This is a genomic window from Streptomyces sp. NBC_01775 (genome assembly GCF_035917675.1).
GTDB lineage: Bacteria > Actinomycetota > Actinomycetes > Streptomycetales > Streptomycetaceae > Streptomyces.
On sequence record NZ_CP109104.1, the window covers coordinates 2893810 to 2908045 of the forward strand.

Annotated in this window: 9 protein-coding genes and 1 riboswitch; of the genes, 6 read left to right on the forward strand and 3 right to left on the reverse strand. The window is 70.8% G+C overall.

The window, feature by feature from the left end; translation table 11 throughout:
* Window positions 1-137: 137 nt before the first annotated feature.
* On the reverse strand, window positions 138-935 hold the full coding sequence (locus OHB04_RS12860) for an enhanced serine sensitivity protein SseB (protein WP_326687818.1): 798 nt from the start codon (window positions 933-935) through the stop codon (window positions 138-140).
* Between the two features lie 34 nt (window positions 936-969).
* Entirely contained in the window at window positions 970-1758 is a 789-nt protein-coding gene (locus OHB04_RS12865; protein WP_405805667.1) for an AAA family ATPase, read from the reverse strand.
* Window positions 1759-1913: 155 nt separating this feature from the next.
* Window positions 1914-2012, forward strand: a riboswitch (glycine riboswitch).
* A gap of 163 nt (window positions 2013-2175) precedes the next feature.
* Here OHB04_RS12865 and gcvT point away from each other — a divergent pair.
* From gcvT to OHB04_RS12895, 6 genes are all read left to right on the forward strand, one after another.
* Window positions 2176-3360, forward strand: coding sequence for a glycine cleavage system aminomethyltransferase GcvT (gene gcvT, locus OHB04_RS12870; RefSeq protein WP_326687819.1), 1185 nt, complete (start codon window positions 2176-2178; stop codon window positions 3358-3360).
* 150 nt (window positions 3361-3510) lie between these two features.
* Window positions 3511-3891, forward strand: a complete 381-nt coding sequence (gene gcvH, locus OHB04_RS12875; protein ID WP_326687820.1) for a glycine cleavage system protein GcvH — start codon at window positions 3511-3513, stop codon at window positions 3889-3891.
* 76 nt (window positions 3892-3967) lie between these two features.
* Entirely contained in the window at window positions 3968-5242 is a 1275-nt protein-coding gene (gene glyA, locus OHB04_RS12880) for a serine hydroxymethyltransferase (RefSeq protein WP_326807476.1), read from the forward strand.
* A gap of 119 nt (window positions 5243-5361) precedes the next feature.
* Entirely contained in the window at window positions 5362-6744 is a 1383-nt protein-coding gene (locus OHB04_RS12885) for an L-serine ammonia-lyase (protein WP_326687822.1), read from the forward strand.
* A gap of 265 nt (window positions 6745-7009) precedes the next feature.
* Entirely contained in the window at window positions 7010-7960 is a 951-nt protein-coding gene (locus OHB04_RS12890; protein WP_326809439.1) for an aminoglycoside phosphotransferase family protein, read from the forward strand.
* Between the two features lie 384 nt (window positions 7961-8344).
* Window positions 8345-11272: an alpha-glucuronidase family glycosyl hydrolase gene (locus OHB04_RS12895; protein ID WP_326807477.1), complete on the forward strand. Its 2928-nt coding sequence runs from the start codon at window positions 8345-8347 to the stop codon at window positions 11270-11272.
* Window positions 11273-11447: 175 nt separating this feature from the next.
* Here the strand turns inward: OHB04_RS12895 and rph are convergent, their stop codons facing one another.
* The gene (rph, locus tag OHB04_RS12900) at window positions 11448-14135 is read right to left on the reverse strand and encodes a rifamycin-inactivating phosphotransferase (RefSeq protein ID WP_326807478.1); all 2688 of its coding nucleotides are present in this window, start codon (window positions 14133-14135) and stop codon (window positions 11448-11450) included.
* Window positions 14136-14236: the final 101 nt, after the last annotated feature.

Below are 14236 nucleotides of genomic sequence, written 5' to 3' on the forward strand. Positions count from 1 at the left end.
TCACCTGCCGTCACCGCTTCTCCACCTGGATCCGGTCCTCGGACCGGACACGTCGCAGGCCCCGCCCCGTCATCCAACCAGCTTACGAGCCGACCCGGGCATCGGCGTTCCTACTCAGCCTCGCAGCGTCCCCGTACTCAGTCGTGCCCCGGTCGCGCGTAGAAGGGCCGCACGCACTGCCGCATCCACTCCACCACGGGATCGCGGGCCGCATCCAGCAACACCATCTGGACGGGCCAGCGCACCTCGGCGGCGTGCAGGGCCCTGCCGAGCGCCTCGTGGGCCGCCTGCCGCGACTCCGGCTCCAGCATGTCGAGTTCGAGCCCGACGAAGAGCGCGGGCGGATCGCCCTCCGCGCTGGCGAGGGCGCGCCGCGCCGTCCGTACGAAGGGGAGTGCGCCGAACTCGGAGGAGGCGGCGGACAAGAAGGTCACCGGGTCGTCCTGCCAGTCCGGTTCGTACAGCCGCACCCGTGCGCCGCGGGCCACTCCGGCGACGGCCTGCTCGGCCGCGGTGTTCTTGCACAGCTCGGCGACGGCCTCCGGCGGCAGCGGCACCCCCACCGTGCCCTCCGGATTGACGGCGATGCCCACCTGCGGCGGCAGGCCCCGCGCGAATTCCCTGGCGGGGGCGATGGTGAACGACATGTGGCCGCCCGCGACGCTGAGGAACTGCTCCTCGGAGCTGAAGACGGGGACGTAGGCGGCGCCGTCCAACTCGATGGTGGGAAGGTCCAGGTCGCGGCTCTCCCGGCCGCCGCCCTCGGGCAGCGGCACCCATACACTGCTGCGCCCCAGGACCTCCAGCAGCCGGGCACCGGCTCCGGGGACCTGAACGGAGGCGGCCAGCGCCTCCTCCAACTCGTTACCGGGCCAGCCGCCTCCGTGTCCGGGGCCGAAGTGCTGCGGCTGCGGTGGCTGCGGCGGAACTGTCATGCGGCCAAGCCTATCCATGATCTCCGCCTGCCCGTCAGCCCTGCACAGGGCCGCTGACCCCGGTCGCGTCCGGGGTCTTGCCGCTGGTGTCCCCGTCCACGGCCCCTTCGCCGCTCCCGGGCGGCGGCACCGCGGGCGCGCGGGCCCCCGGAACGGGCGAGGGCACATCGGCGGACGACGCGGGGGTGAAGATCACCTCGCGCAGCGCCTGGGCCGAGCCCCGGTCCAGCAGCACCGAGGAGACACATCCGCCCGGCAGCCGTCCCGTCTGCGCCGCGGCCCGCAGTCTGCGCACCGCCCGCAGATGGCGCCGGAAGGCGTACCCCGAGACCCCACGGCCCCGCTCGGCCTGCCCGGACAGCGCGTCCCGGGCCGTCACGTCGAGCAGCAGCAGGTGGAGCGCGCGCCCCCGGCGCACCGCGTCCCTGGCCAGCCAGCGGCGTACCCAGCTCTGCGTACCGCAGTCGTGGACCACCACGGCAGCCCCCGAGGCCAGCGCCCGGCGCAGCCCCGCGTAGTGCGCGATCCGCACCAGCGGGCGGTAGACGCCGTACGGCAGCCAGCCGGGCAGCCGGCGCTCCCAGCGCTCCCGGGTGTCCTGGGAGTCGACGCGGATGACGTCGGCGCGCGCGGGCACGGCCGCGCGGATCAGCGTGGACTTGCCGCCGCCGGGCAGTCCCGAGACCACCACCACGTCCCCCGCCGGGTAGCGCAGCGTGTGTCTGGCGACGGTCCCCCGCAGGTCGTGGGGAACGTCGGCACGGGTGGCCGTGGCCGCGTCTGGTCCCCTCGCTGTCGTATCGGCACCGCGCAGGCTGCCCACGGATCACCCCTCCCGGACGCGACGGCTCCGCCGCCGCTCCAGAAGAGAGTGTCAAGAAAAGGTAATGCGATTCAAGGTGAATGCCTCCCGCTCAGGGGCAGTCATGGTCCGCTCACCCGTGCGATGATGTCCGGGCCAACTCCATACCGGCCGTTCGAGCCCGCGCGGGAGAGTCCCTGGCAGCAGCACGCCGGGGCGCCGAAGGAGCAAGATCCTCCCTTGAATCTCTCAGGCCCCGATACCGCGCGGGCGAGGCAGATCTGAAAAGCGGGCCCTCGTGCGACGCGACGCGTGGCACGGCGGCTCCACCCACGGTGCAAGCCCGGCTCCAGCCGTTCGGGAGCTGTCGGCGAACCTCTCAGGTTCCGATGACAGATGGGGAGGACATCCGTGTCACACCCAGCTTCGGGAGCCTGAATGACTGAGCCTGAGCCCTCGGCCGCCCCTGCGCCGACCGCGCACGATCCGGCCGTACGCAAGACCGCCCTGGACGCCACGCACCGTGCGCTGGGGGCGACCATGACCGACTTCGCGGGCTGGGACATGCCGCTGCGCTACGGCAGCGAGCGCGAGGAGCACTTGGCGGTCCGCTCCAGGGCGGGGCTCTTCGACCTCTCGCACATGGGCGAGATCACCCTCACCGGCCCCCAGGCGGGCGAGCTGCTGGACTACGCGCTGGTGGGCAATCTCTCCAAGCTGGCCGTCGGCCGGGCCCGCTACACCATGATCTGCGACGAGAACGGCGGCATCCTCGACGACCTGATCGTCTACCGGCTGGCCGACCAGGAGTACATGGTGGTCGCCAACGCGGCCAACGCGCAGGTGGTACTGGACGCGCTCCACGAGCGGCTGGACGCCCCGGAGACCGGGCTGCGCAGCGGCGCCGAGGTGCGCGACGACCGCGACGGCTACGCGCTGCTGGCCGTCCAGGGCCCCGAGGCCGCGGGCATCCTGCGCAAGCTGACCGGCTTCGACGTGGACGGGCTGCGGTACTACGCGGGCGAGCGCGACATCGTCGCGGGCCGGGCCGCGCTGATCGCCCGTACGGGATACACCGGCGAGGACGGCTTCGAGCTGTTCGTGGCGCCCCAGGACGCGGAGGCCGTCTGGAGCGCGCTGACGGAGGCGGGCGCCGACGCGGGCCTGGTGCCGTGCGGGCTCAGCTGCCGGGACACGCTGCGCCTGGAGGCGGGCATGCCGCTGTACGGGCACGAGCTGTCGACCGCGCTGACGCCCTTCGACGCGGGCCTGGGCAGGACCGTCAAGTTCGAGAAGACCACGAACGAGGGCCGCTTCGTCGGCCGGGAGGCCCTGGCGGCGGCGGCCGAGCGGGCCGAGTCGGCACCGCCGCGCAAGCTGGTCGGGCTGGTCGCCACCGGGCGCCGGGTGCCGCGCGCGGGATACCCCGTGGTCGCGGGCGAGGGCACGGTCATCGGCGAGGTCACCTCCGGCGCCCCCTCTCCCACCCTGGGCAAGCCGATCGCGATGGCGTATGTGGACGCCGCGCACGCGGCGCCCGGCACCGAGGGCGTCGCGGTGGACATCCGCGGCTCTCATGAGCCGTACGAGGTCGTCGCGCTTCCCTTCTACAAGCGCGGCTGATCCCCTCCGCAAGCGTCGGCCGACCCCTCGGCCGCCGCCCGTCCGGTGTCCCCATCCGGTGTCCGGCGCTGCCGGGGCGGGGAGAGTGTTTCCCGTCCCACCTGCCAAGACCGTTTCCGTCGCACGCATCTCATCCGGGAGAATCAGACCATGAGCAACCCCCAGCAGCTCCGCTACAGCAAGGAGCACGAGTGGCTGTCGGACGCCGAGAGCGGTGTCGCGACGGTCGGCATCACCGCGCACGCCGCGACGGCGCTCGGCGATGTCGTCTTCGTCCAGCTCCCCGAGGTGGGGGACACCGTCACCGCGGGTGAGAGCTGTGGCGAGCTGGAGTCGACCAAGTCCGTCAGCGACCTCTACTCCCCCGCCTCCGGCGAGATCACCGAGATCAACCAGGACGTCGTGGACGACCCGGCGCTCGTCAACTCCGCCCCGTTCGAGGGCGGCTGGCTGTTCAAGGTGACGCTGTCCGAGGAGCCGAAGGATCTGCTCTCGGCCGACGAGTACACCGCGTTCGCCTCCGGCAGCTGAGGCCCGCCCGCCCGCGCCCCCTGCCCCGCTTTCCGTGCCGCCCAGCCCGCCTCCTCTCCCAGGGATGGTTCTTTACATGTCGCTTCTCAACAGCTCTCTCCACGAGGTCGACGCCGAGGTCGCCGCCGCCGTCGACGCCGAGCTCCACCGCCAGCAGTCCACCCTCGAAATGATCGCGTCGGAGAACTTCGCCCCCATCGCCGCCATGGAGGCGCAGGGCTCGGTCCTCACCAACAAGTACGCCGAGGGCTACCCCGGCCGCCGCTACTACGGCGGCTGTGAGTACGTCGACGTGGTCGAGGACCTGGCCAGGGACCGGGTGAAGGCGCTGTTCGGCGCCGAGGCCGCCAACGTGCAGCCGCACTCGGGCGCCCAGGCCAACGCCGCCGCGATGTTCGCCCTGCTCAAGCCCGGCGACACGATCATGGGCCTGGACCTGGCGCACGGCGGTCACCTCACCCACGGCATGAAGATCAACTTCTCCGGCAAGCTCTACAACGTCGTGGCCTACAAGGTCGACGACGAGACCAGCCAGGTCGACATGGCCGAGGTCGAGAAGCTCGCCAGGGAGCACCGTCCTCAGATGATCATCGCGGGCTGGTCCGCCTACCCGCGCCAGCTCGACTTCGCCGCCTTCCGCCGCATCGCCGACGAGGTCGGCGCCCTGCTGATGGTCGACATGGCGCACTTCGCCGGTCTGGTGGCCGCGGGCCTCCACCCCTCCCCCGTGCCCCACGCGGACGTCGTCACGACCACGACACACAAGACACTGGGCGGCCCGCGCGGCGGCGTGATCCTCTCGAAGAAGGAGTACGCGAAGAAGATCAACTCCGCCGTCTTCCCCGGCCAGCAGGGCGGCCCGCTGGAGCACGTCATCGCGGCGAAGGCCGTCTCCTTCAAGATCGCCGCCGGCGACGACTTCAAGGACCGCCAGCGCCGCACGCTCTCCGGCGCCCGCATCCTGGCCGAGCGCCTGCTGCGCCAGGACTCCGTCGACGCCGGCGTCTCGGTCCTGTCGGGCGGCACCGACGTCCACCTGGTCCTGGTCGACCTGCGCAACAGCGAGCTGGACGGCCAGCAGGCCGAGGACCGGCTGCACGACATCGGCATCACGGTCAACCGCAACGCCGTGCCGAACGACCCCCGTCCCCCGATGGTGACCTCGGGCCTGCGCGTGGGCACGCCCGCGCTGGCCACCCGGGGCTTCCAGGACGAGGACTTCACCGAGGTCGCCGACATCATCGCCGAGGCGCTGCTGCCGGACTTCGACGAGGCGAAGTCGAAGGCCCTCGCCACCCGCGTCTCCGCTCTCGCGGAGAAGCATCCGCTGTACCCGACCCTGGGCAAGTAGGGCTCCCCCGCGTTTCTCCCCCGGCCGGAGCCGGGGGAGAAGCGAGGGCCAAAGACACCGGCCACCACCACCCCACCCAGCAACACCCCGACGTCCCGCAGGGGCAGGGAGCCGCCATCATGGCCATCTCGGTCTTCGACCTGTTCTCCATCGGCATCGGCCCGTCCAGCTCGCACACCGTCGGCCCCATGCGGGCCGCGCTCATGTTCGCGCGACGCCTCAAGAACGAGGGCGTCCTCGCGCACACCGCCTCCGTGCGCGCCGAGCTGTTCGGCTCGCTCGGCGCGACCGGGCACGGCCACGGCACCCCCAAGGCGGTGCTGCTGGGCCTGGAGGGCGAGTCGCCGCGCACGGTCGACGTCGAACGCGCGGACGAGCGGGTCGAGCGGATCCGCACCGAGGGCCGGCTGCGGCTGCTGGCGGCCGAGATAGGCGATACGCACACCGTCCCCTTCGACGAGCGCACCCAGCTCGTCCTCCACCGCCGCCGCTCCCTGCCGTACCACGCCAACGGCATGACGCTCTTCGCCTACGACGAGGCGGGCACCCCGCTGGTGGAGAAGACGTACTACTCGGTGGGCGGCGGCTTCGTCGTGGACGAGGACGCCGTCGGCGAGGACCGCATCAAGCTGGACGACACCGTGCTGCGCCACCCCTTCCGCACCGGTGACGAGCTGCTGCGCCTGACCCGGGAGACCGGGCTGTCGGTCTCCCGGCTGATGCTGGAGAACGAGAAGGCGTGGCGCACCGAGGAGGAGATCCGCGCGGGCCTGCTGGAGATCTGGCAGGTCATGCGGGACTGCGTCGCACGCGGCCTGAGCCAGGAGGGCATCTTGCCCGGCGGCCTCAAGGTCCGCCGCCGCGCGGCCACCTCGGCCCGCCAGATGCGCGCCGAGGGCCGGGCCGAGGCGCAGGCGATGGAGTGGACGACGCTGTACGCCATGGCCGTGAACGAGGAGAACGCGGCGGGCGGCCGGGTCGTCACGGCCCCCACCAACGGTGCGGCCGGCATCATCCCCGCCGTCCTGCACTACGCCCACCACTACGTGCCCGGCACGGACGACGAGGCGATCATCCGCTTCCTCCTCGCGGCCGGCGCGATCGGCATGCTCTTCAAGGAGAACGCCTCGATCTCCGGCGCCGAGGTCGGCTGCCAGGGCGAGGTCGGCTCCGCCTGCTCCATGGCCGCCGGCGGCCTCGCGGAGATCCTGGGCGGCAGCCCCGAACAGGTCGAGAACGCCGCCGAGATCGGCATCGAACACAACCTCGGCCTCACCTGCGACCCGGTCGGCGGCCTCGTCCAGATCCCCTGCATCGAGCGCAACGGCATGGCGGCCGTCAAGGCCGTCACCGCGGCCCGCATGTCCCTGCGCGGCGACGGCCGCCACCACGTCTCCCTCGACAAGGCCATCAAGACCATGCGCGAGACGGGTGCGGACATGAAGGTCAAGTACAAGGAGACGGCGCGGGGCGGGCTCGCGGTGAACGTCATCGAGTGCTGAGCGCACCTGTCCTGACCAGGTGATTCGCGTCTTTCAGCGCTGTCACGGGCTTGCCCTTCCGTACGGGGCGAATGTCCCTCGGAAGTCCCTGTGACAGAGCTGAAGGTCCCTCCTTCGCAGGACAACGCCGGCGAGGCCGTCTGCGCGAACGCGTGCGACGGCGAGCCGGCGGAGGTGCCCGGGGTCCGGGCCGACGTGGACGCCGGCGGGTGGCCACCGCGCTCAACCATCGGTGGCCACGTGCCATCGATGGTTGAGTGAGATCATGGGCAACTTCGAGATCGACACCAGCTTGGTGCGCTCCCTGGTGAGAGAGCAGCATCCGGACCTCGCGGGGTTGGACCTGCGTGCGGTGGACGGCGGCTGGGACAACCAACTGTGGCGTCTTGGCGAGGAGTTGGCCGTGCGCATGCCGCGCACGGAGCGCGCGCCGTCCCTCCTGCGCAAAGAGCACCGGTGGCTGCCCGCCCTGGCGCCGCGCCTTCCGCTGCCGGTCCCGACCCCCACGCGGATCGGTGAACCGTCCGCGCGCTTCCCGCGGCCATGGACCATCGCGGCCTGGGTTCCTGGCGAACCGGCGGACCGCGCCCCGATCAGCCACGACCGCGCGGCTGACACCTTGGCGGGCTTCCTCAAAGCGCTTCATACGCAGGCGCCCGCCGAGGCACCGACCAGTCCGGATCGCGGGGTTCCCCTTGGCACGCTCGCGGACGCCGTCGAAAAGACACTCGCGGAAGCCGCCGCTGAAGGCGTTGCCGATGATCTCCGGAATGTCCGGGACATCTGGGACGAGGCCCTTGCGGCCCCCGATTGGCAGGGCCCGCCGGTATGGCTGCACGGCGATCTTCACCCGGCGAATGTCGTCGTCTCGAACGGGACGCTCTCGGGCGTGATCGACTTCGGTGACCTGTGCGCAGGCGATCCGGCGGTCGATCTCGCGGCTGCGTGGGTGCTCCTTCCCGCGGGCGCGGCATCACGGTTCTTCGATGCGTACGCGAACGCGGAGGGGGACGGGGACGGAGACGGGGACGGGGACGGGGACGGGGACGGGGACGGGGACGGGGCGATGATCCGGCGCGCACGAGGACTGGCTGCCCTGAAGTGCCTCTTCCTCATCCGCATGGGCCAGGCCGGGGAGCGGGGTCTTCCCGGTGGCAAGCCGACATGGGGACCCGCAGGCCGGGCAGCGCTTGACCGCGTCCTGGCATCAACTTAGGAGACGGCCGGGTTCCGCGTGCTCGCGGCGGCACCGCGGTGGTGCCCCCTGTGCGCGCCGCCGGTGTCGATTTCCTCGCGGTGAGCGCTTACCGGATTCACCTCGGCCACATGGCTCAGATTTGTTGGATTTTGATCGTTAGCATACGCGTCTGACGTTCACGCATATAGAGCCACCTACGCCATTCCACGCCACTCCATGCAGAAGTCGCGCGCTGGCGTGGCGCTAGCAATTCACTCATAAACCGGGAAGGTTGTACGCCCTCAGACCGCCATGTTCTTTCGTGGTCTTTTGTGTTGACACTTGTCGTACTGCGTGTGACGGTTGCGAGGCTTGGTCCTGGCCTGGATGTGCACTCTTCGTTCATCAACGGAAGTGAGGGTCATGAGCTCAGGAATACCGCGCCGCAGCGTTCTGTCCGCGGCAGCTCTGGGAAGCGCAGCCGGTTCGCTCAGTCTCTCCGTACCGGCGTCGGCCCAGCCGGTCCCCGCCGCCGGATCCTCGGCGGCCACGCTGCCCACCGAGGACGGGTACGACCTGTGGCTGCAGTACAGGCGGGTGGAGGATCCCGGTCAACTCGAGCGATACCGGGCTGCCTTGGCGTCCCTGGTCTGGCAAGGAGGCGGCCCGCTCCAACAGTCGGCGGTGGACGAGTTGACCCGCGGGCTCACCGGGCTGCTCGGTACGAGGGTGACGCCACGCGCCGACGCTCCCTCACGCGCGGCGCTTGTGGTGGGCACCCCGAAGAGTTCCGTCCTGGTCCGAGAGCTCGTCCCCGCGAGCGACCTGTCCGAGCTGGGCGACGAGGGCTATGTTGTCCGCCGGGTCACCCGGCGCGGCAGGCACTTCACCGTGGTGGCGGCCCATGCCGACCGCGGTGTGCTCTACGGCGCGTTCCACCTGCTGCGCCTCGTACAGACCCGACGGCCGCTGGAGCGTGTCGATCTCACGGAGCGCCCGGCCGCCCCGCTGCGCGTGGCCGACCACTGGGACAACCCGGACGGTTCGATCGAGCGCGGCTATGCCGGCCGGTCCTTCTTCGACTGGGAGAAGCTGCCGCGACTCGACAAGCGGTATACGGACTACGCGCGGGTCATGGCCTCGCTCGGCGTCAACGGCGCTGTGATCAACAATGTCAACACGACCGCGGACTACCTCGCCGAGCCGTTCTTGACCAAGCTGGCCGCGCTGGCCGGCGTACTGCGCCGCTACGGCGTGGCGCTGTACGTCACGGCGAACTTCGCCGCCCCCATCGACCTGGGCGGGCTGGACACCGCAGACCCCTTCGACCCGGGGGTGCGCGACTGGTGGACGAAGAAGGCCAAGGAGATCCACGGCAGGATCGAGGACTTCGGCGGCTTCCTGGTCAAGGCCAACTCAGAGGGCCGACCCGGGCCGTTGGACTACGGACGCACCCACGCCGACGGGGCCAACCTGCTGGCGGGCGCGCTGAGACCGTACGGCGGGATCGTGATGTGGCGGTCGTTCGTGCACGACACCGACGAGAAGTGGGACCGGCAGGCCTACCTCGACTTCACGCCGCTGGACGGGAAGTTCGCGGACAACGCCGTTGTGCAGATCAAGAACGGGCCGATCGACTTCCAGGTCCGCGAGCCGGCCCATCCTCTCTTCGGCTCACTGCCGCGCACCAACTCGATGATCGAACTTCAGGTGACGCAGGAGTACACCGGGCACGCCACCCATCTGTGCTATCTGGTTCCGCAGTGGAAGGAAGTCCTGGACTTCGACACGCTCAAGGCCGGGGAGGGCAGCACCGTGGCCCGTGTCGTGACCGGCCGGGTGCACTCCTACTCGCACTTCGGATTCGCCGGCGTGATGAACTTCGGCGACGCCATGAACTGGACCGGCTCACACCTGGCCGCCGCCAACACCCACGGCTACGGACGGCTGGCGTGGAATCCCGAGCTGTCGGCACAGGACCTGGCCGCCGAGTGGACCCGGATGACCTTCGGCAACGACCCGCACGTCGTCGAGACGGTCTCCGCCCTGCTCCTGGGCTCCTGGCGCACCTACGAGGACTACACCTCACCACTGGGCACGGGGTACCTCACCCACCCGCCGGACGGCTCGGTGACCGGGCACTTCGACCCCAGCCCGACGACGACCACCCAGTTCCACAAGTCCGACCGCGAGGGCATCGGCTACGACCGCACCGCCGCCACCGGCAACGGCTACACCAAGCTGTACGCGCCGGCGACACGGGACGCCTACGAGTCGCTGGAGAACTGCCCCGAGGAACTGCTCCTCTTCCTTCACCATGTCCCGTACACCCACCGGCTGGACAACGGCAAGACGGTGATCCAGCACATCTACGACACGCACTTCTCCGGCGCGGCGCGGGTGGCGGACATGCGCACGGAGTGGGAAGGGCTGCGCCGCCGCGTCGACCACCGGCGGTTCACCGACGTGCACCGCCGGTTCGGGGAGCAGATGACCGAGGCCGCCCAGTGGCGGGACACCCTGGCCGCCTACTGGTTCGACCTGAGCCGGATCCGCGACGAGCGCCGCAGCTGGCTCCAGGCGATCGTCGCCCCGGCCGACACGGCACTGCTGGGCGGGGAGCGCAACGAGCTGCCGGTGCAGGTGGTCAACGCGACGAGCTCCGGGCTGCGCACGGTGACCACGCTGGACGTACCCGAGGGCTGGCGGTCCCAGGAGGCGACCTCCTACGTGGCCTCGGGTGAGGGCGAGACCGTGAAGATACCCGTCGTGCCGCCGCCGGCCCCCGCGCTCGCCACCCTCCACGCGCGCCCGAGGTCGGGCGCGGTGCGGGTGCTCGACTCCTCGCTGCGCAGCCTGGCCAAGGCCGTCGTCGTCCCACCCGCCGCGCGATGTGTACACGCGCTGGACGCCGGGCCCGCCTCGTCGCCCCTGCTGAAGGACTACACCCGTCTCTCGCCGGCCAGCGACTGGCACGAGGGCGCCGACTTCGGCTGGGTCGGCAACACGCCCGACGCCACGGACACCGGACTGTTCGATGTCGTCCGCCGGGACTACGTACGCGACGGCGCCCCGACCGTGCTGCGGCTGAAGCTGCCCGCCGGACGCTGCACCGCACATCTGCTCACCGGCGACCCCAACACCTTCAACAGGTCGCTGATCGTCCGTGTGGACGGGATCGAGAAGGCCAGGAGCGAGCAACTCGACGGCCGGGAGTTCACCTGGCTCCGGATCCCACTGGACGGCGGACCCTCCGGACGCGAGGTGGACCTGAAGCTGTCCGCGAAGGAGGACGAGACCTGGCACCTCAGCGCCTGCGTGGTACTGAGGGACGGCCAGGAGCGGCACTAGCGCCGTGACCGGCGGATCATGCGCGCCCAGCGCCGGGGCGCTCCGAAGGGGCGCGGGGCTGTGTCATATGTGCGGCTCCGCAGCGTGGGCACGACCAGCCTGGGGGTACCTCCCTGCTCGAAGAGCTTGGGGGAGCACCCGCATCCTGCAAAGCACAGCCAGGGGCAGCCCCTGCTCAGCACCGCTCGACATACCCGTCCGCACCGTGCACACGGATCCGCTGCCCGTCCCGGATCAGCCGGGTGGCCCCCTCCACGCCCACGACGGCCGGCAAGCCGTACTCCCGGGCGATCACCGCGCCATGGGTCATCAGGCCGCCCACCTCCGTCACCAGGCCCGCGATTCCGACGAACAGCGGCGACCAGCTGGGGTCCGTGAAGGTCGTGACCAGGATGTCGCCCGCTTCGAGATCGGCCTCCGCCATGTCGAGGATGACGCGGGCCCTCCCCTCGATGGTCCCGGCGGAAACCGGTAGGCCGATCAGGGCGCCGGCCGGCACGTCGTCGCGCCGGTACGCCCCGGTGACGGCCTCACCGTCCGAGGTGAGCACCCGGGGCGGTGTGAGCGCGTGGTACGACCGGAACGCGTCCTTGCGCCGCTGGATGAGCCGGCCATCCACCTGGTTCGAGCGCACGACGTCGTGGAGTTCCTGGAACGTGAGGTAGAAGCTGTCCTCCTGCTCAGAAAGCACGCCTGCCCGCACGAGGCGCTCGGCCTCCTCCAGCAGGGCCTGCTTGTAGACGAAGTAGCGGCTGACGATGCCGTACTTCGGGTACTCCCGGTACCCGATGAAGGTTCTGACCCGGTCGATCATCCGCTTGGCCTCGTCGGCCTTCCGGTCCCCGTCCGGCAGGGCCCGCAAGCGTGCCAGCACGTCCTGTTCCTTCTTCCGCGCCTGCTGCCGCCCCTGCTCGAAGCGCCGCTCGGCGGCGCCCGGCTCGAAGTTCCTGACGTTGTCGAGGATCACGCGCACGAGCGTGGTGGGGCGCTCGCGCCAACGCGGCCTCGTGATGTCGATCTCGCCGACGCAGCGCATGCCGTACCGGCCGAGGTAGGCCTCTATGGCGTCGCGCGCTTCGGTCCCGCCCGCGAGCTGCGCCAGCTCGTCCAGGAAGGCGTTGTTCTCGCCGGACTCGCCGGACTCGCCGGACTCGCCGGACTCGCCGGACTCGCCGGACTCGACGCCCTGGAGAAACGCGACCACCTCCGGCCGCGGGCGGATCACGTCCGCGACGTCGAGCAGCGCCAATCCCATCTCCGACGTGACGTTGCCCGGCGCTGACAGCGTCAGCGTGTCGGCCGCGTTCTTCTCACCCAGCCACTCCATCAGCTTGTCGTTGAGCCACCACGTGGCCTCCATCCCCGCCATGATCGCCTGAAGGTTCAGCGGATCACCGAGGACCCGCTTGTGCTCCTCGAAGGCCTCCAGCAGGAAGTCGAACAGCGCCGGTCCGGTCTTCGTCCGGATGTCGCGCTCAAGGGCGGCGATGGACACCTGGCTGCGCTCGATCAGCTCGGTGACGATGGCCGGATCGGCCTCGACCGGGGCGGACGCACCGCCGGCCTTGGGGGTACCTCCCAGGCCCCCCGGGCCTGGGGGAGGCCCGCCGGGTCCCGGTCCCGCGTCCGGGAGCGACGGGACGAAATCGTCGCGGTCGAGGACGCTCTCCAGAGCGTCCCTGATCAGTGGATCGCCTCTCCCGATGACGTCCAGGAGGGCGGCGCGGCTCGCGGGCGAGGCCAGGCGCCGGGTGACGTCGACGAACAGCCTCCCGCCGGCCTCGTGCATCGGTGCCATCGCCGTCAGCTGCCACACGGAGAGCCCCAGTGGCTTCATGGGGTCGGTCATCATCTGCTGATGGCCAACGGAGAGGTAGACGTGATTCTCCTGGTCACCGGCCTCGGGGATGGGGAACAGCGTCGTGATCGGCCGGCTCTGAACGATCTGGAAGCCCTCGTCGGCCAGGCACCATTCGATGTCCTGCGGGCGGCCGAAGTGCGCTTCGATCCGCCGCCCGAGCCGTACGAGCCGCACGGCCTGCGCGTCCGTCAGCGCCGGCTGCTCCTGCCGCTGCGAGTCGATCGCCACTTCCCGCGTTCCGCCGTCCGGCAGGGCGTGAACGGCACGCTGTTTGGCGGCGATCGCCTTGGCGACGACCTCGCCGCCTCGCACCTTGAAGACGTCCGGGTTCACCAGGCCGGAGACCAGGGCCTCGCCGAGGCCGAAGCCGGCGTCCACGGTGGCGACCTTCCGGTTGCCCGTGACGGGGTCGGCCGTGAACAGGGTGCCGGCCGCATGCGGGAAGGCCATCTGCTGCACGACCACGGCCATGTGGACCGTACGGTGGCCGATGCCGTTGCGCCGGCGGTAGGTCACGGCCCGCTCGGTGAACAGCGAGGCCCAGCACCGGCTGACGTGCTGGAGGATCGCCGTCGGGCCCACGACGTTCAGGTACGTGTCCTGCTGGCCGGCGAAGGAGGCCGTCGGCAGGTCCTCCGCCGTCGCGCTGGACCGGACGGCGTAGGCGGCCTGCTCGCCGAGCCGGCCGAGTGCGCGGGTGATCGCCGCCGCGAGATCGTCCGGGATGGCGATCCCTTCGATGGTCCGGCGGATCTCCGCGCTGAGCGTGCGGACCGCCTCCCGGTCGTCCGGGTTCAGGCGCGACAGCTGATCGAGCCGATCGTCGATCGACGGCGCTTCCGCCATGATCCGCCGGAAGGCGTCCGTCGTCACGCAGAAGCCGCCCGGCACGTGGATGCCTTCGATCCGCGACAGCCCGCCCAGGTGCGCGCCCTTGCCGCCGACGACCGCGACCTGCGTCTCGTCAGCCTCTTGAAGATCCAACACGTACTGCTCAATCATCGCGACACCTCCGAGGCGGCCGTGCCCCGTTGCGCTGCGGTGGCCGATCGATTCACCGGCACCTCCCACTCCGTCGAACCACTTGTCGAGCACGTCCTCAT